The sequence below is a fragment of the Cyclobacterium sp. L-R genome, from assembly GCF_056859355.1.
In genome coordinates, this window is the sequence record NZ_JBSXOH010000091.1 from 154725 (window position 1) to 176906 (window position 22182).

The 22182-nt window shown below is 35.0% G+C and carries 15 protein-coding genes; 11 read left to right on the forward strand and 4 right to left on the reverse strand.

Annotation, left to right across the window (positions count from 1 at the left end):
* From pglX to AC13EX_RS19220, 8 genes are all read left to right on the forward strand, one after another.
* Complete coding sequence (gene pglX, locus AC13EX_RS19185) at window positions 1-3537, forward strand: BREX-1 system adenine-specific DNA-methyltransferase PglX (RefSeq protein WP_482893937.1); 3537 nt, start codon at window positions 1-3, stop codon at window positions 3535-3537.
* 121 nt (window positions 3538-3658) lie between these two features.
* A complete protein-coding gene (locus tag AC13EX_RS19190) occupies window positions 3659-4750 on the forward strand; it encodes a hypothetical protein (protein WP_482893938.1) in 1092 nt (363 codons plus the stop codon).
* A gap of 250 nt (window positions 4751-5000) precedes the next feature.
* A complete protein-coding gene (locus tag AC13EX_RS19195; protein ID WP_482893939.1) occupies window positions 5001-8423 on the forward strand; it encodes a S1 domain-containing protein in 3423 nt (1140 codons plus the stop codon).
* 33 nt (window positions 8424-8456) lie between these two features.
* Complete coding sequence (pglZ, locus tag AC13EX_RS19200; RefSeq protein WP_482893940.1) at window positions 8457-10997, forward strand: BREX-1 system phosphatase PglZ type A; 2541 nt, start codon at window positions 8457-8459, stop codon at window positions 10995-10997.
* 15 nt (window positions 10998-11012) lie between these two features.
* Window positions 11013-12434 (forward strand): RNA-binding domain-containing protein, encoded by a 1422-nt coding sequence (locus AC13EX_RS19205; protein ID WP_482893941.1) that lies wholly within the window; start codon window positions 11013-11015, stop codon window positions 12432-12434.
* A 55-nt stretch (window positions 12435-12489) separates the two neighbouring features.
* On the forward strand, window positions 12490-14532 hold the full coding sequence (gene brxL / locus AC13EX_RS19210) for a BREX system Lon protease-like protein BrxL (RefSeq protein WP_482893942.1): 2043 nt from the start codon (window positions 12490-12492) through the stop codon (window positions 14530-14532).
* 10 nt (window positions 14533-14542) lie between these two features.
* The gene (locus AC13EX_RS19215) at window positions 14543-14920 is read left to right on the forward strand and encodes a RipA family octameric membrane protein (RefSeq protein ID WP_482893943.1); all 378 of its coding nucleotides are present in this window, start codon (window positions 14543-14545) and stop codon (window positions 14918-14920) included.
* Window positions 14921-14962: 42 nt separating this feature from the next.
* The gene (locus tag AC13EX_RS19220; protein ID WP_482893944.1) at window positions 14963-16207 is read left to right on the forward strand and encodes a hypothetical protein; all 1245 of its coding nucleotides are present in this window, start codon (window positions 14963-14965) and stop codon (window positions 16205-16207) included.
* A gap of 513 nt (window positions 16208-16720) precedes the next feature.
* Here AC13EX_RS19220 and AC13EX_RS19225 read toward each other — a convergent pair.
* Window positions 16721-16984 carry a hypothetical protein gene (locus tag AC13EX_RS19225; protein WP_482893945.1) on the reverse strand — a complete coding sequence of 88 codons (264 nt, stop codon included), beginning with the start codon at window positions 16982-16984 and terminating at the stop codon, window positions 16721-16723.
* 40 nt (window positions 16985-17024) lie between these two features.
* On the opposite strand from AC13EX_RS19225, the gene AC13EX_RS19230 reads away from it, so the two are divergent.
* The 3 genes from AC13EX_RS19230 (at window position 17025) to AC13EX_RS19240 (ending at window position 18841) form a co-directional block, all read left to right on the forward strand.
* Complete coding sequence (locus AC13EX_RS19230; protein ID WP_482893946.1) at window positions 17025-17699, forward strand: SOS response-associated peptidase; 675 nt, start codon at window positions 17025-17027, stop codon at window positions 17697-17699.
* A 426-nt stretch (window positions 17700-18125) separates the two neighbouring features.
* Window positions 18126-18383 carry a hypothetical protein gene (locus tag AC13EX_RS19235; protein WP_482893947.1) on the forward strand — a complete coding sequence of 86 codons (258 nt, stop codon included), beginning with the start codon at window positions 18126-18128 and terminating at the stop codon, window positions 18381-18383.
* Window positions 18384-18619: 236 nt separating this feature from the next.
* A complete protein-coding gene (locus AC13EX_RS19240; protein WP_482893948.1) occupies window positions 18620-18841 on the forward strand; it encodes a hypothetical protein in 222 nt (73 codons plus the stop codon).
* 104 nt (window positions 18842-18945) lie between these two features.
* Here AC13EX_RS19240 and AC13EX_RS19245 read toward each other — a convergent pair whose 3' ends face one another.
* From AC13EX_RS19245 to AC13EX_RS19255, 3 genes are all read right to left on the reverse strand, one after another.
* Window positions 18946-19173 (reverse strand): hypothetical protein, encoded by a 228-nt coding sequence (locus tag AC13EX_RS19245; protein WP_482893949.1) that lies wholly within the window; start codon window positions 19171-19173, stop codon window positions 18946-18948.
* A 185-nt stretch (window positions 19174-19358) separates the two neighbouring features.
* On the reverse strand, window positions 19359-20234 hold the full coding sequence (locus AC13EX_RS19250) for a hypothetical protein (RefSeq protein ID WP_482893950.1): 876 nt from the start codon (window positions 20232-20234) through the stop codon (window positions 19359-19361).
* Window positions 20235-20251: 17 nt separating this feature from the next.
* On the reverse strand, window positions 20252-21574 hold the full coding sequence (locus AC13EX_RS19255; protein ID WP_482893951.1) for a site-specific integrase: 1323 nt from the start codon (window positions 21572-21574) through the stop codon (window positions 20252-20254).
* Window positions 21575-22182: the final 608 nt, after the last annotated feature.

Consider the following 22182-nt stretch of genomic DNA (forward strand, 5'->3'; position numbering starts at 1 on the left):
ATGAATTTAAAGACTTTTTCACAGAAGAGTAGGAGACTTTTAATCAAAGGTGTAGCACAGAAATTATTGTATTGGGGATTTGATGACAAAGGAAAAGTGCTGGAACAACCCATACCCCTTGAAGGTGGATACCTGTTTCGAGGGGAGGGACATGATGATCCGAGTGTACCCAAAAAGTGGTCAGCGCTTAAAGATGCTGTAGACAAAAAGGGAATAGAAACCGTGGTGGAAGAAGCAGCTTATACATGGTTCAATAGGATAATGGCCATCCGCATTCTTTCCAAAAACAAATATGATCAGTCCCAACTGGAATTTGAAGGAGATTCAAGTACCCCATCCATTCTAGTGAAAGCCAGAAGGGGTCAGGTGGATTTTTTAAATAGTCAGGAAAAGCAACGGTTGCAAAAAGTCATTACCAATTACAACAAGGAAAAGGAATCCTTTGCCATTCTCCTGACGGGGTATTGCGGGCAACATCAATTGCTGAAATTTATTTTTGGACGGTTGGATGATTATACTGAGCTACTGCTTCCGGATGATATCCTGGAAAAAGACGGCTTTGTCCATCTCCTCAATACCACCGATGCCATATCCGATGAGGACTATCAAAAAGTAGAACTGATAGGATGGCTGTACCAGTTCTATATATCAGAGCGTAAGGATGAGGTTTTTGCCTCTTTCAAGAAGAAAAAAAAAGCTGAGGCCAGGGATATACCTGCCGCCACCCAGATATTTACGCCTAACTGGATCGTGAAATACATGGTGCAGAACTCGGTCGGTAAACTTTGGCTGGACCTAAACCCTGATTCCCGGATCAAGGACGAGATGAAATACCTGATCGCCGATGAAGCCCAAAAGCAAGACCCTATCATCTCCGAAGTAGCCAATCTCAAACTCTTGGATCCTGCCGTAGGGTCAGGTCATATTTTGGTAGAAGGGTTTGACTTGCTCTATGCCATGTATATGGAAGAGCTCTATACACCCGAGGAAGCTGTTGAAAGCATCTTGAAAAACAACCTCTTCGGTTTGGATATAGATAATCGCGCTGCCCAACTCGCAAAGTTTGCTGTGCTTTTGAAGGCTGCTAAGCGGTATCCAGAGGTATTGCAAAAAGGCTGGATGCCACAGGTCTATGCCATGCCGGAACCCTATCCCTTTAGCAGGCAGGAAGTATTGGATTTCTTGGGGAAAGATGGGCTTGATTATGAGGAAGAATTAACAGCAGTTCTTAAACTGATGCAGGAATCCCAAAATATTGGTTCTGCTATGCTCATCAAACTCAGCGAAACCACAAGAGATTTTATTGTTAAGCGTTTTAAAGAACTTCAAAATCAGAGTTTCCAAAATTTTGGAATGCAAGCACTAAAAAGTAAAATGGCTCCCTTTGTTTCAATTGCAATCATATTATCCCAAAATTATGAAGCCATTGCAGCAAATCCTCCATATTTGGGGCAATCAAATATGAACAATAGTCTTAAAGACTTCGCCTTAAAATACTTTAATGATTCCAAAACTGATTTATACTCAATTTTTATCGACAGATTAACTTATTTAATTAAATTAAAAGGTAAAATCGGCCTAATTACTCCACCATCATGGTTGTTTACAATTTCCTTTTCAGAATTAAGGAAAAGAATTTTGCTAAATCTTAGAATTGAATCTTTACTTAATTTCGGAAGGGGTGTCTTTGGAGTTGATTTTGGATCAACTTCATTTATACTTTCGAATGAAAAAAATAATGAATTTAAAGGAATCTATCGGAATTTATTTAGAGAAAAGGTTACTGTTGATTCAGTTAAGCAAAAGGAAAAATGGTTTTTTGACAAAGACTTTAATTCCTTTAATAGAGACCAAAGATTTTTTTTAAAAATTGATAATAATCCTATTGCCTTTTGGCTACCAGAAAAAGTCTTCAAAATTTATGAAGAAAATAAAAAAGTGAAAGATTATTTGTCCGTTAAGCAAGGACTTGCAACTGGTGATAATGATAACTTCCGAAGGTCTTGGCATGAAGTATCAATAGATTCATTGGGATTGTATGGATTTGAAAAAGAAAAAAAATGGTACCCGTATAATAGTGGTGGTTTGTATAGAAAATGGTATGGAAATCATAATTTTGTTGTTAATTGGTCAAAAGAAGGGAAGGAAATTAAGAATTTTAGAAATGATAAAGGGAAGGTAAGATCCAGAGCTCAAAACACGCAATATTATTTCAAGGAATCTGGTTCTTGGTCCAAAATGACCGCATCAGGACTTGCATTAAGATACTACCCCAAAGGCTTTATTTTTGATGTTTCAGGTTGTTCATTTTTTGGAGAAAAGGAAAAAGTTTTCTATTTGATTGGTTTATTAAATTCAAAATTAAAAGTCCCTTTAATTGATTCAATAAATCAATCATTTAATTATGAGGTCGGCCAGATCAGTAATGTTCCTTTTATTTTTCCTTCAGATACAAGTAAAATCATAAATTTAGTTGATAAAATTATTGGTATTAGTAAAAATGATTGGGATGGTAATGAAATTTCATGGAACTTTCAAAATTATTCTTTTTTAAATAATTCACAGAATTTAAATACAGCCCTCAAAAATTGGTTACAAAAAGCCAGTGAAAATTTTTTTGAGTTACATCGAAATGAGGAGGCACTAAACCTTGTATTTATCCATATCTATGGCTTACAAGAAGATCTTGACTACGAGGTATCTCTGAAAGAAATCACCATCCTTCAAGAAGAATTGGACTTTATAAAGCTGGAAAAGCAGGAAGCTTGGTTAAGAGAAAAGGGAATAGGAATTAAGGCAAAGGACGAGGGTTTGCCTCTGATTCCTGACGGCTATGAGCTTCCCATTAAGAAAGATGTGGTCATGAAGCAGCTGATCTCCTATATCATAGGGGTGAATATGGGTCGCTACCGCTTGGATAAGCCCGGACTGAACATCGCCCATCCGGAACCAGAAGAGGTAGAACTGGCATCCTACAACCATAATGGGTTTACTGTCGAGATCGACGAGGATGGGATTATCCCACTAATGGGTACAGCTTGTACTTTTGCTGATGATGTCTTTCAGCGAGTAAGGTATTTTATGGAAGTGGTCTGGGGTTCGGAAACACTAACCCAAAACCTAAACTTCTTGCAGGAATGTCTGGACGAGGATCTGGAATCCTACTTGGTCAAAAAATTCTGGGCCGACCACTGTAAGAAGTATAAGAAGAAGCCTATCTATTGGTTATTCAGTTCTGAGAAAGGAGCTTTTCAAGTACTAACCTATATGCACCGTATGAATGCCTTCACCGTAGAGAAAATCAGATCCAATTACCTAATGCCCCACCTGCAGCACCTCCGTTCCCAGATCGACCGTCTCGAATCCAGCCGCGAAGATCCCCGTCTCTTGGACAAGCTCCACAAAAACCTCAGCGAATGCGAATCCTACGACCTCAAGCTTAAAGACGTCGCAGATAGACAGATTGTTTTTGATCTGGATGATGGTGTGACCAGGAATTATGCATTGTTTGATGGGGTAGTGAGGAAGGTGAAGTGAGGTGCGAAATAAATAAAATAAAATTTCAACTACCAATGTTAAGCATGTTGGTTTTTTTATTTATAGTTTTTGGCGATCTTTTAGTCATACTTAAGTTGAAGCATTATTTCTTAAAAGAATTATGGAAAGGGAAGAAATCCAAAGGGCAAGGAACTTTTTGGAATGTAAAAATAAAGGAATTGAAAAAATTAAGACCTGTTTTCATCCTAAATGTAATGAACCTTCGATTAATTCTCATATTCTTCAAAAGAATGGCATATTATCATCAATTGCAACAAACCAACATGTTTGGGAACAAGAAATCAATCAATTTAAAGAGCCCCAATTCAGATTTAAATGGACCGGGATTAATCAAGCTTTTTCTTTCAACTGTTTTTGCAATAAACATGATTCTGAGCTTTTCAAAAAAATTGAAGGTTCTGAAATAGATTTCACTGATTACGAATCTTGTTTACTTTTTACCTTAAGAACTGTTTACAATGAGATTTTTAGAAAAATGGTGAACCTTGAAATGTATAAATGTATTTACGCCAGAGATTCCGATAAAATTAGCTACAGTTATTTTAATAAACTTGTTGAAAATGAAAAACTGGGATTAAAAGACTTGAACTTCATCGAACAAGATATTTGGTATGATCTTTATAATGCAAAGCGATCATACTCCTTTAGTTTTAGGAAAATGTGTACAATAGATGTTTGTCTTTCATCATTTTTCAACTACGACACTTCTAAAGAAATGAAAGAATATCTCGCCAAGTATGGTAAAAATATGGAAAGGGTTTCACACATTTTTATTAATTTTTTCCCATTTAGAGGAAATAGCATTCTTCTAATGGGTTATAATCTCAAGGATGAAAAAAAAGTAAAAGGATATTTTAATATGTATTTTAAGCAAAAGGAGGAGCGTGTACAAAGACTTTTAACTAATTTGATGCTATTCAATTGTGAAACCTGGGTTGTTTCAGATTCCCTCTATAAAAAAAAGATACAGCCAATCGAAGATTTGTTTGCAAAAGCATCAGAGTATTCTGTTTCTGAAGACTTTTCAAACGAGCGGAGAAATTTTGACCTGAATATTTATGGAAATGATTTCTTGAACCAAATGAAACTTTGGTCAGAGAATGTTGGACCCACCCAAAGTGAATTGGAAAGAGCTTCAGATAAATTTTTTGGAAAGGCGTTTATTGAACGAATGAGAAAGAATGAACAATGAGATTTCATTTGAACATATTGGGACATGGAAATAAATAATGGGTTTACTTAGATTTACGGTATAAAACATATGTCATATTTAAATTAAAGTTTATTGAAGCTAAGGATCAAATTAATGGAAGTACAGAAGCCAGAAATCAATTAAAAGGTAGATTAAAAGAACATCAAAATGATGTTTTTGAATTTGGAATATTGATGGGAAATCTGTTGTAGCTTCATTAAAATTTAAGCATTAATTCAATTGAAGTCTTATGGAAAATGATTTAGAGTTTGGACTTATTAAATGGTTTGATCAAGAAAAGGGATTTGGGGTGATCCAGGCTTCATTTGACCAGGAATATTTCATACATATGTCCAACTTTCTCAAGCATAATATAGAGGCCAAACCATTGGATGTTTTTTTGTTTAATCCCAAAATGAACAGTAAAAACAATAGATTGGAAGCTCATGATGTGAGGGATATTCAAGGAGTCGATGATTTTGATGTTATCATGCGTTTTTTTCCCCAGGCAGATACTCATACTTTTGAAATTCCTGTTAAGAATAATAGGGGGGGTATTAAAAAAGCCAAAAGAACTAAAAGTTTGAGGAAGATAGCCCTTGATGATCTATTGTCAAAGGTGGGGCCTGAAGTATTCACGGATAGTGTTTTAAGCTATTTGAACGATGAATTTGATAGGGCAAATCTTATTCAGTTTATGGTACTATTTAGCCATATTGTCAATACACCAAATAGTATCAATATCAAAGAATTCAGTGAGAGGGTATTTTTTAAATTTGATGAATTAATTGATGTACACCAAAAGTTTGAGCTTTGGAAGCAAAAGAAATTCTATCTTTTTGGTCTAACCCCTGATGAAGAATTTACTCTAACCATTGAAGAATTAGACCTTTGTTTCGATCAGTTGGATGAAGAAGCTTTTAAAAGTATAGCCCAGCAGCCCAATGCCCATGATACCTTACCTCAATTGTTAAATTTGCACTTGGGGCCTGTAAATAAGTTAGGTTGGGATCAAGCAATTTTTTACAAGAAGACTCTAGGATTTTTGCCTGGCAATATTTCTGAAATATCAAATGAGTTGGAAAAGTGTCTTTTTGAACTTGAAGTGCAGGAAGTAAACCTAATTTTGGAAGGTTTGCCTGCAATAAATACATGGAAGGAATTTGATGGATACAGTAAACTGCTTGATGTCTCCGGCTTAAAGTTGTCAGATGAGTACCATCAAGAGCTAATTAAATTGATAGAAAAAGCGATTAGAAAGGCAGCTGCTCCAGAATTGGTATGTCTTATTTGGCTGGATGGAAAACTTCCTGAGATTACGAATGAGGAAGTCTTTGGGTTTTTTATTAAGCATATAAACGATGAAAAAATCAAAAAATCTATTCTGAATAAATTGCCAGAACTACAGCTTCTCGCTTTGTTTAAAGGGTTAATTGAATCAGCCACGGATACCTATGGTTTCCAATTTTATTTGGATATTTTTCATGAATTTATCAAAGAACAAAATACTTACAAATCTATACCTTCATTATTGGCTAAATCTGCAGATGTATATAACTGGGAGCCATTAAAGTTTGGTGGGGCTGTCAAATCACTTCGAGAATTTATTCTTGAAAACACCGAAAAAAGGTTTAAGGTAGAGTTGTTCAAACAAGGCCATCATTTTAGCCAATTGGTTTATTCAGATTTTTTGGCATTTGAAAATTTAATGGAGTTCAAAGACTGGGAGCGAGTTTTCAAAGAAAGGTATTTAAACGAGGCTGAAATTTTTGAATTTCTTAAAGGCCGTTTAATTCCTTCTTTATCCTCTTCTGAAATTCAATGGGTGCTTGAAATGGCCTCTTGTCATCTTGAAGAGGAACAATTTCAGCGGTTGGATCAGTTGACTTATGCGGCCTATGATGAGGATGTTTATTTTGAATCATGGGTTAAAGGTTTTGGGAAAATATTACCCAGAAACTATCTGGTTCAGTTCTGTAATAGTGAGAAAAATTTAAGTGCTACTTTCTCCAACTGGTCAGAGTCATTGGGAATCATAAATATAGAAGATCTTTTTAGTATATACCTTGACTCCCTTTCTTCAAAATTTGAAATAAAGACGAAGAACCAATTTGATAAATATTTTACCGAGGTTGGTTTTTTTCTTCAAAACGATACGTCATTGGTTAAGTCTTTAAGCTTAATCGGAAATCCATTCTACAATTTTTTAATCTGGTATTTCGACGATTTTAACGATGAATTCTTCGACTTTGATTATCTTAAAAAGAAGTTTGTATATCTTCAACCAAGTGATCAAACTTTAATAGTAAAGAGATTATTTTATTTAAAAGAGACTGGCGTTTTTAACCTTACATTGGATCATTTGGACTCATTGACACGAGTTGATGGGGATTTATACCAATTAATTCTCGAAGATTATCCATCTCAAAAAGTAGATATTTCAGCTGATGTGATTATCAAGTTTTTATACTATTTGGGTAAGGAATCCAAAATTTTAATGGAAAAGGATTTATTATCCATTATTTTTTTGAAGGCCGGAAATAAAAAACTTAGTCACTTTGAGCTTGATCAATATTTCCCTAAATGTGGAGGTAGGACAACACTAAAGTATTCCTTTCAAAAACCTTTTAATGGATTTGTTAGAAAAGTGCCTTTCAAGGAGAAATTTTATTTGGGTATAAGCTTTCCTGCAAGGAGTTCAGACTTTAAGAAATATGTAAAGGAAATAAAAGCATTTCCAAGAAGGAAGTGGTATCCTGATTTAGGCCATTGGGGTGTGTCAGCAAAGTCTATCGAGGAGGTTAAAGAGTTTGCAGCAAAAAATAGGTTCTTCATCAATTTCACAGACAACAAATTTGATGATAACCCCCATTTGGCAAATGAAGTGTGCACAGATATCCCAAATGGTATAAGCTATTGTGAGGGTAGAAAATCAATTATTAGGCATAAAAAATTTGAAAGGGAATTTTGGTGGTGTAGAAATGAGCCTTGTTTTAAAAACTGTGAGCCAGCCATAGATGGTGAAAACTGGAAACAGTATTCTTTATTAGATTTTCTCAGAATATTGAATATTAATTCCGATGAAAAATTAAAAAATGGTAATGTTTTTCCAAAAGGGAATTACTATAAATTTGTTTCAACCATCAATAGAATGAGTCAGCTACTTGATGCATTAAATTGCAGGTCCTGTGATCAGTTATTACATCCCTTGGAGTCTGCTAATTTTGCTGCTTATTTAACCACGCGCTTTACCTGTACTAACAAGAGTTGCGGACAACATTCTCATGAGGTTTATCTTACACATTGTTTAAATGGCCGATGTAATATGTTAATCGATAGTAGGGATTCAAAAAAGTGCAGTAATGGGATGTATATTTGTAAGCACTGCACATGTTGTTGTTCAAATGAACTTTATAAAAGGAGGGCAAATAATTTGCTCGAAGTGGGCAGAAATATATCACCAAACCTTCAATATAAGATCGATAATAAACTTGGTCACCTTGAAAAAAGAGAACACTTTTGCTATTCATGTGGAAATCAGCTGGTCACTGAAGGCAACGAAGAGTATGAATGTAAAATATGCCTTTATGAAGTAGACCTTACCAAATACAAGTTTAATTACAGAAAAAAGTATGAAAATGATAATCAAGATGACGATGATAATATCGATTGAAGATTGTAGGAGATCAAAATTATTAATGAACGGATGTTAAATAATTTCATAAAAAAATATTTCGAGAAAAATCCTGATTTAAAAGTATTATTTCATTTCGATAAGTACAAAGAGTTTGAAAATGAAGTAGAAAAATTAGATTTAGAAGAAATTCTTATTGTTAAATACGAAAATAATTTCTTCAACCTGAAGGTGAGTCTCCATGGAGAATTGTTGGATCAAAAAGTATTCCTTTACTTTCCATTTGAATCACCCCACAAAACCGGGAATTATCTTGGGTTTCCTTTGCTTGACTTACTTGAAGCAAATAAAGAATTAGTTCTTGATGATGAAGAAGAATTTTTGGAAGAATTCGGTTTGGCTAGAAGTCAAAAGAACCTTGTAAAAAAATACATGAAGGAATTAAAGTATTCTTCTACTCAAGAGGTTTGCAGGCCAATATTATATGCTGATAAATTAGATGAAGCTTCATTACAGCAGGGATTGATTTCTTCATTTTTGAAGTTCAAAATGACTACTTCATGGCCAATTCTGATTGCGAAAATGCTATTGTTGGTTAAACCGGAAAAGGAAAATGAATGGAAAAGGTTTTATAAGAAGTTAAGCGATAATGATTTACTACCAGTCGTTAAAAAGAAATTAAAAGTACTTTTTGGATTTCAGGATGAAGAGCTTAATCAGGAATCCCTGAGTAATCTTCTCCAAAAGATCCGATACAACCAAATCACACATTGGATAGCGGACACTTCTAGTGCGGATCCCTATGCACACCTGAAAATCAAAGAAAAGTCGGTTTTGACTAACATCACGCAAATGCTGCAGGAGTCATCCCAGCACCCACAGTTATCCGGACGATTTAAAGAAATTCTTGATTGGGCTGGTAAAGGGATAAAAGGCCAGAAACTGATAGAAGCGTATGGGACAGAGATAGAATATGGGTTGCTGACGGAAGAAATGGTTTGGTCTATTTTGTTAGCCCAACTTGATAACATTGATTATAATCCACAGTCTGTCATTCAAAAACTAGAAGGTTTATTAGTAGCTCACGAGTTAGATTTAAATATCAACTACGTTATAGGATTTGTGGTCCAAATGGCTCATTTAGTTTTGCAGGTCAATTCTATTGCAGGATATACCCTCAATACTCCCGATGATTATATCAGTAAATATACTAGCTCATGGAATGGGATTGACCGATCATACAGGAAGGCCATTTCCAAATACAAACAAATCACATCTGTTCCAGATAGTATTGATTTGGACAGACTTTACATTTTACTTAATAAGCGGTACGATGGATTTCTTGACAAGCTAAATCGAGAATGGCTAAAATGCCTTTCCGAATTTAATTTTGACTACAGTGCCCTGAAATCACCCAAGCAATACGATTTTTTCAAAAGAGAAATAGAAGCGATGGAAGTCAAAACCGTAGTGGTTATTTCAGATGCCCTTAGGTACGAGGCAGCAGTGGAACTGCTTGGACGAATGCATGGGGATGATAAAAACGTGGCTGAAATCGGACACCAATTGGCATCTATTCCTTCAAAGACAAGTGTAGGAATGGCACAGTTATTACCTGGGAAAACCAGAATATTTAATAATGGCAAAATCAGTGTCGAAGGTGTCTCATCAGATGGCATTGAAAACCGGCTACAAATATTAAATAAATTTACTGATAAAGCATTGGCTGTACAATATAGTTTGGTTGAAAGTATTCCTTTAAAAGATTCCAGAGAAATATTTAAAGCTCCGCTTGTCTATGTATATCATGATGTGATTGACTCGACGGGGGATAAAAGACCTTCTGAACGCCGGACTTTTAAGGCTGTGGATGAAGCCCTAGAAGAACTTGCTAAATTTGCCAATAAACTCCATCATACTTACAATGTGACACGGGTTTTTATTACCTCAGATCACGGCTTTCTTTATAATGATCAGGAAGTAGAAGATAAAGACAAAGAGCCAAATTCGGGAGAGATTTCCTTAGACGCACATAATAGATATGAAATACTTGATCATCCTATCAAACCCAAGATTGGACATTGTATTCCACTTAAAGCGACGACAGCATTTAAGGATGCTGAGGGGCTTTTTGTTATAACCCCGGAATCTACGAATAGATATAAAAGGCAGGGTGTAGGCCATCAATTTGTTCATGGCGGGGGTAGTTTGCAGGAGTTGGTAGTTCCTGTTATTAATAGCTACAGGAAAACGCAAGCTATTGCAAAAAAGGTGAAGCCTATTATTACAAATGAAAGCCAACTGAAGATAGTTTCAAATATTCTCCGTGTCAGTATCCTTCAGGAAAAGAAAATTTCACGAACTGAAAAAGAGCTTGAATTATTTGTTGGACTTTACAAAGAAAATGAACTAGTAAGTAACGCCATTAAACTTGAGCTGAATTCAATTTCCGAATCTCCTTCAGAAAGAATGCACAAAATTGAATTGGTCGTCAATAGCAATGCTTCAAAAGAATCTTTTCTCAAACTTAAGGTTTTTGATGTTGAGGAGAAATTGAATCCATTGATAGAGATACGTGTAAGTAATCAAACATTAATTCAGCCAGATTTTTAAACTGATATTCAACTCATGCTAAGTCCTGAAGAAATTATGTCAATTGTATCTCAAGGAGAGGGTTACAATGCGGAATTTAAAGTGAGGTTACCCTCAAAAATCAAGGAGGTAACTGAAGAGGTGTGCGCATTTGCCAATGCCGCAGGAGGTATTTTGTTGATTGGTGTTGATGATGAAAATGAGATCAAGGGGGTTGCTATTGATAATGGGAAAAGATCAGCAATTCAAAATTCCATCAGAGAAATCAACCCTTCTTTAAATCCGCAAATATATGGCGTAGAAGTAAAAGGAAAAACCGTATGGGTAATTGAGGTTTCTACAGGAAGCCAAAAGCCTTATACACTGTCTGGAGCAATCTATATAAGACAAGGCCCAAATACCCAAAAAATTACCTCTGTGGAACAAATGAGAGATTTTTTTCAGCAATCAGATCGGATTTATTTCGATGAGGCACCCTGTTATGGGTTTGATTTAATTCAAGATCTAGACGAGGTTGAATTTGAGTCCTTTAGAAAAGATGCCGGTATTTTCTCCGGAGTATCAAAAAAACAAATCTTTCAAAACCTGAAACTGACGCTACCAAATGGTATGTTCAAAAATGGAGCTGTTTTGTTTTTCGGCAAATCACCTGAGTCCTTTTTTGACAAAGCAGTTATCCGATGTTTGTTTTTTGAAGGAAAAACTAAAACACAGATCCTTGATGACAAGGTATTCGGAGGCCCTTTGATGCGACAATATTATCAAGCCATGCAATGGATAAAGGGCAAAATCGATGTCCGATACGAAATTGAGGGGAGTGGTCCTAGAAAAGAAGTTTGGGAAATTCCAGAAGTCGTTTTCAAAGAAGCAATTATAAACTGTCTGGCGCATAGGGATTATTATGACAAAGGGGGTAGAATTACTATTGAAGTGTTTGATGATCGAATAGAGATCACCAATCCTGGAGGCCTGGTAAGTGCTATTCAGCCTAGCGAATTTGGTTTTAAGAGTCACAGTAGAAACCCTTTGATTTTTGGTCTTTTCGAACGTATTGATATGGTCGAACAGGTTGGCTCTGGAATAAGCCGAATAAGGGAAAGCTTATTAGCAGTAGGTCTCCCTGAACCTGTATTCAAGACAGCCGGTCTATTTACAATTCTACTAAAAAGACAGTCAAAAAGTTCGGAGAGAAGTTCGGAGAGAAGTTCGGAGGAATGGATGATGATGAAGGAAACAATAAAAGGGAAAGCCAATTTTAAGATAAACAAAAGCCAGTGGGAAATTATTAGAATGATGGCTGAAAACCCCCAAAGTACCATTTTTGAAATGGCCGAAAACATTGGCATAAGTACTAGAGCCGTCGAGAAAAACATTGAACGGCTAAAAGCTGAAAGCCTAATAATTAGAATAGGTTCCGATACCAGCGGATTGTGGAAGGTATTGTCAGAAACGGAATGAATAGTATATTTGACTAAGTTTTTCTTATTATTGTTATTGACCTAATTTGGCTGACATGGATTTGCAGAGTAAAATAATTCAACATTTTGAAGGTAAGGTTGTCAGAAAGGATTTGACCTCAAGGGTGAAAGGCAATGCGGTAGTTCCTACGTATGTTCTCGAATATCTACTAGGTCAGTATTGTGCTATTAATGATGAAGCAATCATAGAGGCCGGAATTGAGAAAGTGAAAAATGTAATTAAGAATAATTACGTACATCGAAGTGAGGCAGAAATCGTAAAATCGAAAATCCGTCAAGAAGGCCAGTATAAAATCATTGATAAGGTAAACGTGGCTTTAAATGACAAAGCCAACATCTATGAGGCAGAATTCGCCAACCTTGGTATCAAAAAGGTTCCTATTGCCGATATAATGGTTACCGAGCATAAGAAGCTACTTAGCGGTGGGGGTGTTTGGTCCATTCTGACAATGGGATATTCACACGCAGCAGAAACTGATGTGAGGTGGATTATTCAGGACATAAAGCCCATACAGATCGCCAATGTCCGGTTGGAAGAATATTTAGAAATAAGAAAGGAATTCACTGCAGATGAGTGGCTGGACCTTTTGATGCACAGTATTGGTTTGAATCCGGAATTTTTCAATAAAAGGGGAAAATTGATTCAGATTTCCCGGTTAATTACCCATGTAGAAAATAACTTCAATTTTATAGAACTGGGTCCAAAAGGAACAGGTAAATCGCATATTTTCTCAGAGCTTTCTCCTCATGGAGTATTAATCTCGGGTGGAGATGTGTCTAAAGCCAGACTTTTCGTAAATAATACAGGAAACAGAATCGGTCTTGTGGGCTATTGGGATGTAGTGGCACTGGATGAATTTGAGCAGGAAAAAGGAGGGAAAAAAGTAGATGGTGACTTGGTAAAGATCATGCAAAACTACATGGCAAACCAGTCTTTCAACAGGGGTAAAGAAACCTATCAGGCCACAGCATCAATGGCATTTGTGGGAAATACCAAACATACCGTTCCCTACATGCTCAAAAATTCCCATCTTTTTGAATCCATACCAGATGGTTATATTAAAGGTGCTTTTCTAGATAGGATGCATATGTATATTCCCGGCTGGGAAGTGAGAATTCTTAAAAGTTCTGTCTTTTCAAAAGATTTTGGTTTTATCGTGGACTATCTGGCTGAGGTTCTAAAAGAACTCAGGAAATCAGATTATAGTGGATTAATGGAGAAATTTGTAGAATTGGACGGATCATTGACTACAAGAGATAAAACAGCAGTAAGGAAGTCATTTTCGGGTCTGTCAAAGTTGATTTATCCACATAAAGAGATGATAGAAGCAGAAGTGATTGAATTGCTTGAGTTTGCAGTGGAAGGAAGGAAAAGGGTGAAAGATCAGCTTTATATTATAGATGAAACATTCCGAAACGAAACTGTTTCATTTAAATATAGGGTAAAGTCTTCTGGGAAAGAAGTAGAGCCTGAAACGTTGGAAAAACTGAATTATCAAGCACAGCTTCCAAAGAAACCCCTGATTGTATCAGAAATAGAAATGCCGGGAGAAATAAAGTCAGGGGAGAAAATCGAGCCAACTCCTGGACCCGATAATGAATCTCCAAAATTAGAACCACATCAAATTAGCCTAAAAGACAACCAAACAGGTATATCCTACCATAAACTGTTTGGGGATTATCTTAGAAATGCTACCAAAATACAGCTGCAGGATCCATATATCAGGTTGTATTATCAATTTAAAAATTTGCTCGAATTCTGTTTGATGTTGAGCCAGAATAAATCACAGGGAGAAGAAATCGACTTGCATATCGTAACGTGGAACAATTCCGATTACATGGAGGATTCCATTTCTAATTTTGAGGAATTACAAGAGAGCGTAGCTGACCTTGGCATTCACATGACCTATGAATTCTCAGATATACACGATAGGTCTATCATGGCAGACAATGGTTGGAGAATTAGCTTAGGTCGTGGACTGGACATATTTGACCGGGTAGAAGGTAAATTTAATGTTGCCGACCTAGACCAGGAAAAAAGGAAATGTAAGGCTTGTAATATTATTTATTTTAAGTGATTTGTATTTTATGGATTTAGAAAACAAAGATAGATCAGAGGATAAAATAGGCATCAGGGAAATTCATGAAACCTTTTGGAGAGCAAGAGATTTTGAACTCACTAACCTTTGGCAAAGATCTATTTTCCTGACTGCTTTTTTGGTCATATGCTTTTCAGCATATGGTACAGTCTTATCTAAGATTATCGACAATCTTTTCAAAGAAGATTTAACCATTCTTATTCTAAATTTAATTGGGTATGGTCTTTCTATTTTAGGAATAATTCTCTCAATAATGTGGATTAAGGTACACTTCAATATAACTTGTTTGAAATATGGAAAAATGGACTTAATTCCATTGGTCACAGAGCGTTATTTGATATGTTTATTCTCATATTTCATTTTTTAAACTTTTTGCTCTAAAATTGTCAACTCCTTTGAACAATTAATAATGAAAGAACAAAGACGAATAAAAATTCTTGAAATTGTAAATACCCCAATTGCGTTTTATGTGTTATTACTTTTAATCGGTGAAAGTTTTTTTATTTTAGCTTATATCAATTCCGATGAACCTCATAAAACAATATTACTATGGGCTTTCTTTTTTATTTTTTTATCATTTATTATTTTAATTTCAGTAATGTCTATAATTTATCCTGGTGCACTTTATGGCAAAAACGCAAATGATGAATATAAACGTAAAGAGCAATTTCTTCAATTAAAATTAGACTATTTGAAAAATGAGATTAAGAAAGTGGATTTGGAATCTCGATTTTACTCGGAAATCAAAATTTTAAAGTTTACTAGTGTCTTATTAGCATTTTCAATACCGGCAATTTTCATTTCCTTATATTTCTTAATTTATACTTTTGCTTTACAAAGTCAATTTGATAATTATAAATATGAGACATACACAACTTTTGTGAATTTTTTCCATAAAACATTTTATATTTTAACTATACTATTTACGTTAATTATTTCATATTTTAGAAAATTACAATCATTAACTCTAGAAAAATTATCACATATATTACTAATATCTTTTTCTTCGTTTTGGCTGGTAGATGGTTCAAGCAATTTTGACATAACTTCAGGAATTAATTTATCTATCTGTTTTATTATTTCCGGCTTTGTATATCTAATAGCTACGGTAAATATAAAACAATTTATATTTAAAGATTCAATTAGAATGAAGTTTTTAGGTTTTACTTTTATAAGTCTTCTACTTTTAATATTCTTAATTTATTTTAGATCAAATTATAAAGACTCATTAATTATTGATTATTTGATTCTCAATGAAACAGACAAAGAGTTATTTATTTTAGAAAAGAATAAAACATCATTAGATTCCATTGGAAATAAATCACTAATCGATAGTTTGATGATGAAATACAATGGTGGAATCCCTATAGCTACAAATATTTTATCTGATTTACCAGTGGAGCAAACTGTAACCCTAAGATTAGAAGCAATCAATATGGATAATAAAAATAAGGTTGGATTTTTTAAACTTAATATCCAAAGTGAATATTTAAAATCTAGTCCTACATATAAATTTGATTTATTTATAGATAAATATAATAGAAAAATTGATTATCTCCCACCATTTCCAAATTCTGTCTTTTTAAGTACTAAACTTAGCAATGTTTCAGGAGTAAATCAGTCTATATATATTGAATTAGTTTTTCAGAGCTAAATTTCAACAAACGAAAAGATAAAATTAAAAATTGAATTCTTCAATGATAAAAATTTATTGGAATTTGAAAAAAATCTAACCTTGTCAGTTATTCAAAAATCAAAAAGTGATTATTTTGAGAAATACATGGAAAATGCTACCATTCAAATAGTTGAAGATTAGAGTGGTTGTAAGGAATGCCTTCATTCGTTAGAGAATTTCATCTCTTTTAAGGCCATTCTAAAAATTACGCTAAAAACATACTAATGAAACATAATAAGAGAAACTTTAATAAGAAAAAAGTAATCAACTGATGATACCGTTTTCTTTTAAAAAAAATCAATACTCTATATTTTGTTTTTAGGTTCGTTAACGTTAAAGTATGTATGGCAGCCCCCGTTATCCTGGGCATAATCAAGTTTAAAACCTTAACCAGTAAAGTCATCTCACAATTCGAAAAAAGGTACTGTTAATCGTCGCTGCTACCATTTGTATAACTTGGAAAATTATTTCGGACTAATTATTCCCCCTTATTTATAATTGAATCAGACTAAATTGTATGACATATAAAAAAATTGCCTTTACCTTAGATCCTGTTTCAGAACTAGCGAGTTTGGATTCAAATAAATACAATGAATAGCCGAAGTTTTGTTTGAATGAATTTGGGGCTTCCCCTTCGGGTCGGGCTACCGCTATGCTTCCATTCCAATCTTTTCCTCCTGCACTGCCTCCCCAAAAAAGGGTTTCCATTGCTATCCCTAAGCCAAATACCTGAAGGAAAGGATATGATTCAGGCATTTTATTTGTAAATTTAATCTTAACCATACAAAAGAAAATCATGTGCGGCAGATATTCCGTAAAACAAGACTTAAAGATAGTTATAAACCAATTGAAGTTGAGAATATCTGAAAAAGCCAAAAACTGGAAGCCTTCCTTCAATATTGCTCCTTCCCAATTGGCTCCGGTGGTCACTTTGGATAAGCCTGATGAAATAGATGTTTTTCATTTCGGTTTGGTGCCACATTGGGCAAAAGACAAAAAGGTGGGATACAAAATGATCAATGCCCGTTCCGAAACGCTGCTGGAAAAATCCTCATATAACCCCCTTGTGGTGAATAATAAAAGATGCCTCGTGCTTGCTGATAGTTTTTTTGAATGGAAAAAGGAAGGCAAAGAAAAGCAGCCATTCAGAATTTACCTTCCCGAAAGAGAGGTCTTTTTTTTCGCCGGACTCTGGTCAAGTTGGAAGGATACTGAAGGGGAAACGTATAATTCCTACTCTATTATCACTACTGCGCCGAATAAACTAATGGTCAAAATCCATGACAGAATGCCAGTGATTTTGACCAGGGAAGAAGAAAAATTATGGTTGGATCCCAATCAAAATCGCAAAGATTTATTGAAATTGTTGAATGCCTATCCGGCCGATGCAATGGAGGCCTACGAAATATCCAGCGATGTCAACAAACCTGGAAATAATCACCCGGGAATTCTGGATCCGGTTTCGGAATAGAAAAATTTGGCATCTCCACACTTTTTTGACAGCTCATATGAAAAGTTCAATAGGGTATTCCCATTTTACCTTCACCAGTGACTTCAGATTTCAGGATCTTTAACAGCCATTCGTTCCAGTCCATCCTATTCCTCTGTTTTCTTTAGCTGGATAAATACTTTTAATGCAAAGGACCATTACTCGATTCCTTTTATTTCAGTTCTTCCAATGCCATGAACTTATCCTGTTCCCGGTTGTGAATAATGATCCATGCAAAGATGGGGGCTGCGGTACACCCGCCAAGGGTTCGCTTCGCCCGTTCGAAAAAATTGGGTTTTCCAAAGGAAACCTTCCGCAATTTTTTCGCTCAGCCCTTGGCTTGGGTGTTCCTGACAGCGCCCGAACTCTTAGGCATAATCAAATTTAAAACCTTAAACAGTAAAAGTCATGTCACAATTTGAAAAAACTTACATCGGAAAAGGAACACAAGTTAAAGATTTAGACATCATCCGGGTATCCATCTCCAAGGAAACACTGGACGAAATCCTGAAAGATCACATGGTCGACTATGATGGCAACGAATACCTGGTATTTGAAGTCGCCTCACTGAAAGAACCGGATCAATATGGCAAAACCCACACGGCCTTTATCAGCAAAAAGGTAGCTGCTCCGAAAGAGAAAAAGGCTAGAAAGGCTAAATCTTAGAAAAAAGCCCTATTGGGCTTTTTTCTTATTTTATTTTCAAGGTGGATAGTAAGAATGTGGCTGTGTACAAAGGTTCATTTATGCTTTTAAAGTCATTATTTAGAACGTCTCACTAAAAACTATTTTCCTCGATAAATTTTGCTATTGAAAAAAAGGTTAGAAATATTTTAAAATCGAGACAGGTGCAGCAATTATTTGTTTAAATTATTAACTCAAATATGTTAATTAAATAGACAATGAAAGATATATCGGTGATAGTATTACAATTGAAAAACAGGCAAACTCAAATAGACCGAAAGATCAATCAATTGATAGATCAAAATTTGGATCCCTTTCCTTTTGAAAGGTTGGATAAAGGGAAAAAACTCATCGAACTGATTCAAAAAGCTTTGCAATCCATAGAGTCAGAGAAATTGAAGCTGGGATGCATATTAAAGAGTTGGAAATGGAAGGCTTGAAAATTGAACTTTAATTTTCTAAAAGGGTTTTAGGTCGCTGGATAAATTTCTCGTTATGATATGCCTATTGAAAAGGTCAATTGGTCCCATCAAATGGGAGCTCTTTAACTTCTTTGTTCCAGTTTTCGCAGCAATTCCTCAATCTTTTGCTCTTGCGCCCTAATTTTTCTATCAGTAGCCGTTACTTTTGGTTTGGAGAGAGAATAAATAAACCAGCCCCACACACAAAAGGCTATAATCAATCCAGGCCATTGGTTTTCGCTCCCTAAAGCACCAAACATGGCGATCATGCAAATAAAGGAAACCAGAAAAAGTTTGATTAGGAATTTCATAGCTATTTAAATAAATTTTGATACTTTAAGTTAATCAAATTTTGGTTGAACTAAAAACAATCTGATTGAAAAGTAAAATGCAATTCATAGAATATCAATGAGTTGAATTAATAGAGCCTATTGGAGATTAAAAATTAGAATGGTACTTTATTATTACCTGTTGCATTAAATCCTTTAATCAGGAATTAATAAACATCCACTTGTGATTTATCCTGAGTTGCTGTTTGGGCAGTGTCAAGGAGTTTATCAATTTCATTGGCCTTTAATGCCAGTTTTGATTGATTAAAGATGGTCTTGACGTTTGTTAGCTGGTCTATTCTTTTTTGACCCAGGCTTTTTCCGGATCTGATTTCTTTTACTCCTTTAGTGATGTCCTTTTTAATATTGTCTGGAGAAGCTGCTAGAATTTCCCCTAATACACGATAAACACCTTCCTTAGTCAATTTACATGTTGAATGGAGACACAGTTTATTGATTAGTTCGTTTAGATTTCCAGGATCACCCATTAAAAAATCAAGGGCCAGTAATTTTTCCGTTTTATCTAACTCGTTTTCACCTGGAGCTATCATAGAATAATCGCGCTTCGCCCTCATATTTTCATAAAATTGGATTGCCCCTACCTTGTCCAAATAATCAAGATTTTCAAACTCACGGAAATTGGCTAGCTTTTCGGCAGGATCAACATATTTTAAAAATATCCCTGTCTCCCTAATATTTTTAAGTGTATTGCCAATCAAATTGTAAATAATTCCAGCTGTTATCCCTGAGAAAATAATAGCAATGGGTACTTTTAAAGTAACGTCAATTGTCAAGACAGAGACGGCGATTAAAAGACTTAGAAAGGTAAGCAGGATTGGGTAAATCAAAGATAGGTATATAAACCATTTCCTGCGCTGAATAAAATGGGAAAAATCCTCAAAATGATTTCGATTGTTGGAAAAAATGTACCAGCCATAACGATAGGCAAGAATTCTTTCCTCTTCCGAATAACTATCAAAAAGAAGTAAGTATTCTCTGAGTTTGTATTGCCATAAAGGTCTAGTGGGTTCAAACTTTTTCATAGGTCGATTTTTAAATATCATACAGGAGCACCCCAGGCTTTCTGCATCTCGTTTCTTTTTCTTTCTTCCGTTACTTTCACATAGCGTTGAAAGCTTTTGTAATCTGAATGTCCGGTTATCTTCATCACGGTTTCTGCTGGGATTCCTTTTTCCAGAGAAAGAGTTGCAAACGTTTTCCTACCAGTGTGTGCACTAATAATTTCGTGTTTCTTGTAAATAGTTGATTGCTTAATGGCTCCCTTGTACCTAATGATTTCAATAGTATCATCGATACCCACCAATTTGCAAAGTTCCTTTACATATTTATTGAATTTTTGATTGGAAATTACGGGTAGGGGAGGACCCATTTCTTCGTATTTATGCAAAATTCTTTTCGAATATTGATTTAATGGGACAATAAGGGGTTCCTTGGTTTTTTTGATGGTAAGTCTTATTTCCATTTCTTTAATGTGCTCCCTTCTTAATTGTTGGAGATCAGAAAACCTAAAACCAGTTACACAGCTAAAACAGAATACATCACGCACTTGGTCTAATCTTTTGTTTAAACTGAGATTGAAATTAAATATCAGGTCTAATTCAGCTTGAGTCAAGGCGATCACTTCAAGTTTTTCTTTCTTAATGGTAAATTCCTTGTACCCGCCATTGACTTTTATTCCCTGCCTTTTGGCATATCCAAGGAATGTTTTAAGCGTACTAAGTTGCTTTGCAATCGTTATGTTATTTAAGGTCTTGACTGTTCCGGTTCTCTCGTGGATCTTTTCCCATTTGATCAAAAAATTTTGGAAGGATTGCATAAATGTATAGTCAATATTTTCGAACCGAATTTTGGTTCTGGTCTTAACTTCATAATTTTTTAAATGATTTTTAAGGGATTTATAAACTACTAGGCTACCCTTAACCCTTGTGAGCTCATGCTCATGAATGTACTGGTCGATAAAGTCGTAAACCAAGTTGGTAGGATCTTCTTTTTTGATTTTTATCTCTTTAGTTTCCTTGATTTTTCCAATCAGCATTTCAACACTATAGGGTATTCCCTTAGACCTAAATCCTTCTTCAATCTTCCTGACTTTATTTTTTAGATCAATAAGGTCATCTTGATATTGGATTAAGGTTTGCTTTTTAGGAAGGTTGTCTCCGTGTTTTTTTTGAAGAAGAATTTTTAGTTTGGTGGTAAGGTTTAAAATTTGCTGCTTTTCAAGGGACCAAAGCTCTGGAATAAGGCGGATCCCGGTGGCAACTTTTCTACGCTGACTTGAAAGATGAATCAATAATGTTAGTGGTTGCTCACCTTTTTTGTTTTCTAAATCCCGTCTTAACTCATATCTTAAAGATGCTTCCATACTCTAGTCTATTAATAATTTTTAAACTTAATGAAAATAAAATACAGGGGCGAATTCAGGGGCGAAAAAGTTGATTAAATGTGTTCAAAACTTATCTTTAACTAAGATTAAATGTATGTATATATATGAATATATGATACTTATGACATGTTTTATCTAAATAGTATATATAGGTTCGAATCCCTTCCTCTCTTCAAAAAGCCAACTTTAGCAATAAAGTTGGCTTTTCTTTTTTTAGGGGTGCTGATTGGTGTGTTGATTTTTACCAGCAGTTTGAGATTGATTGCATCTACACCTTCCTATCTAATGAAGCGGTGCCTCAGAAAGAGGGCGAACTTTGGGGTTGGGAATAGTAGAAAAATTTGAAAATCACCTGTGTTCCATTGCAAAAGATTACCTTAGAAAAGAAGGCCTACTTGAAGTGGGGTTGAAATAGAATCACGATTTAAGAGTCCAGGTATTTACGGGACACAAATACACTTCAACGACCGAGAAATACAGCCAGGACGAGGTGGAAGAGCTGAAATGGGCGATGTTGAAATATCATCCGCTGAAATGAAACCCACAAATCCCAAAAAAACGTTAACTTTATGAGGACGATACGTTAT

Excerpts from the sequence above, each read along its gene's own strand:
- AC13EX_RS19255 (WP_482893951.1), bottom strand. The coding sequence starts at position 21,574 with ATGGAAGCATCTTTAAGATATGAGTTAAGACGGGATTTAGAAAACAAA.
- AC13EX_RS19240 (WP_482893948.1), top strand. The coding sequence starts at position 18,620 with ATGAAAGATATATCGGTGATAGTATTACAATTGAAAAACAGGCAAACT.
- pglZ (WP_482893940.1), top strand. The coding sequence starts at position 8,457 with ATGTTAAATAATTTCATAAAAAAATATTTCGAGAAAAATCCTGATTTA.
- AC13EX_RS19195 (WP_482893939.1), top strand. The coding sequence starts at position 5,001 with ATGGAAAATGATTTAGAGTTTGGACTTATTAAATGGTTTGATCAAGAA.
- AC13EX_RS19205 (WP_482893941.1), top strand. The coding sequence starts at position 11,013 with ATGCTAAGTCCTGAAGAAATTATGTCAATTGTATCTCAAGGAGAGGGT.
- AC13EX_RS19225 (WP_482893945.1), bottom strand. The coding sequence starts at position 16,984 with ATGCCTGAATCATATCCTTTCCTTCAGGTATTTGGCTTAGGGATAGCA.
- AC13EX_RS19230 (WP_482893946.1), top strand. The coding sequence starts at position 17,025 with ATGTGCGGCAGATATTCCGTAAAACAAGACTTAAAGATAGTTATAAAC.
- AC13EX_RS19250 (WP_482893950.1), bottom strand. The coding sequence starts at position 20,234 with ATGAAAAAGTTTGAACCCACTAGACCTTTATGGCAATACAAACTCAGA.
- AC13EX_RS19235 (WP_482893947.1), top strand. The coding sequence starts at position 18,126 with ATGTCACAATTTGAAAAAACTTACATCGGAAAAGGAACACAAGTTAAA.
- AC13EX_RS19245 (WP_482893949.1), bottom strand. The coding sequence starts at position 19,173 with ATGAAATTCCTAATCAAACTTTTTCTGGTTTCCTTTATTTGCATGATC.
- brxL (WP_482893942.1), top strand. The coding sequence starts at position 12,490 with ATGGATTTGCAGAGTAAAATAATTCAACATTTTGAAGGTAAGGTTGTC.
- pglX (WP_482893937.1), top strand. The coding sequence starts at position 1 with ATGAATTTAAAGACTTTTTCACAGAAGAGTAGGAGACTTTTAATCAAA.
- AC13EX_RS19220 (WP_482893944.1), top strand. The coding sequence starts at position 14,963 with ATGAAAGAACAAAGACGAATAAAAATTCTTGAAATTGTAAATACCCCA.
- AC13EX_RS19215 (WP_482893943.1), top strand. The coding sequence starts at position 14,543 with ATGGATTTAGAAAACAAAGATAGATCAGAGGATAAAATAGGCATCAGG.
- AC13EX_RS19190 (WP_482893938.1), top strand. The coding sequence starts at position 3,659 with ATGGAAAGGGAAGAAATCCAAAGGGCAAGGAACTTTTTGGAATGTAAA.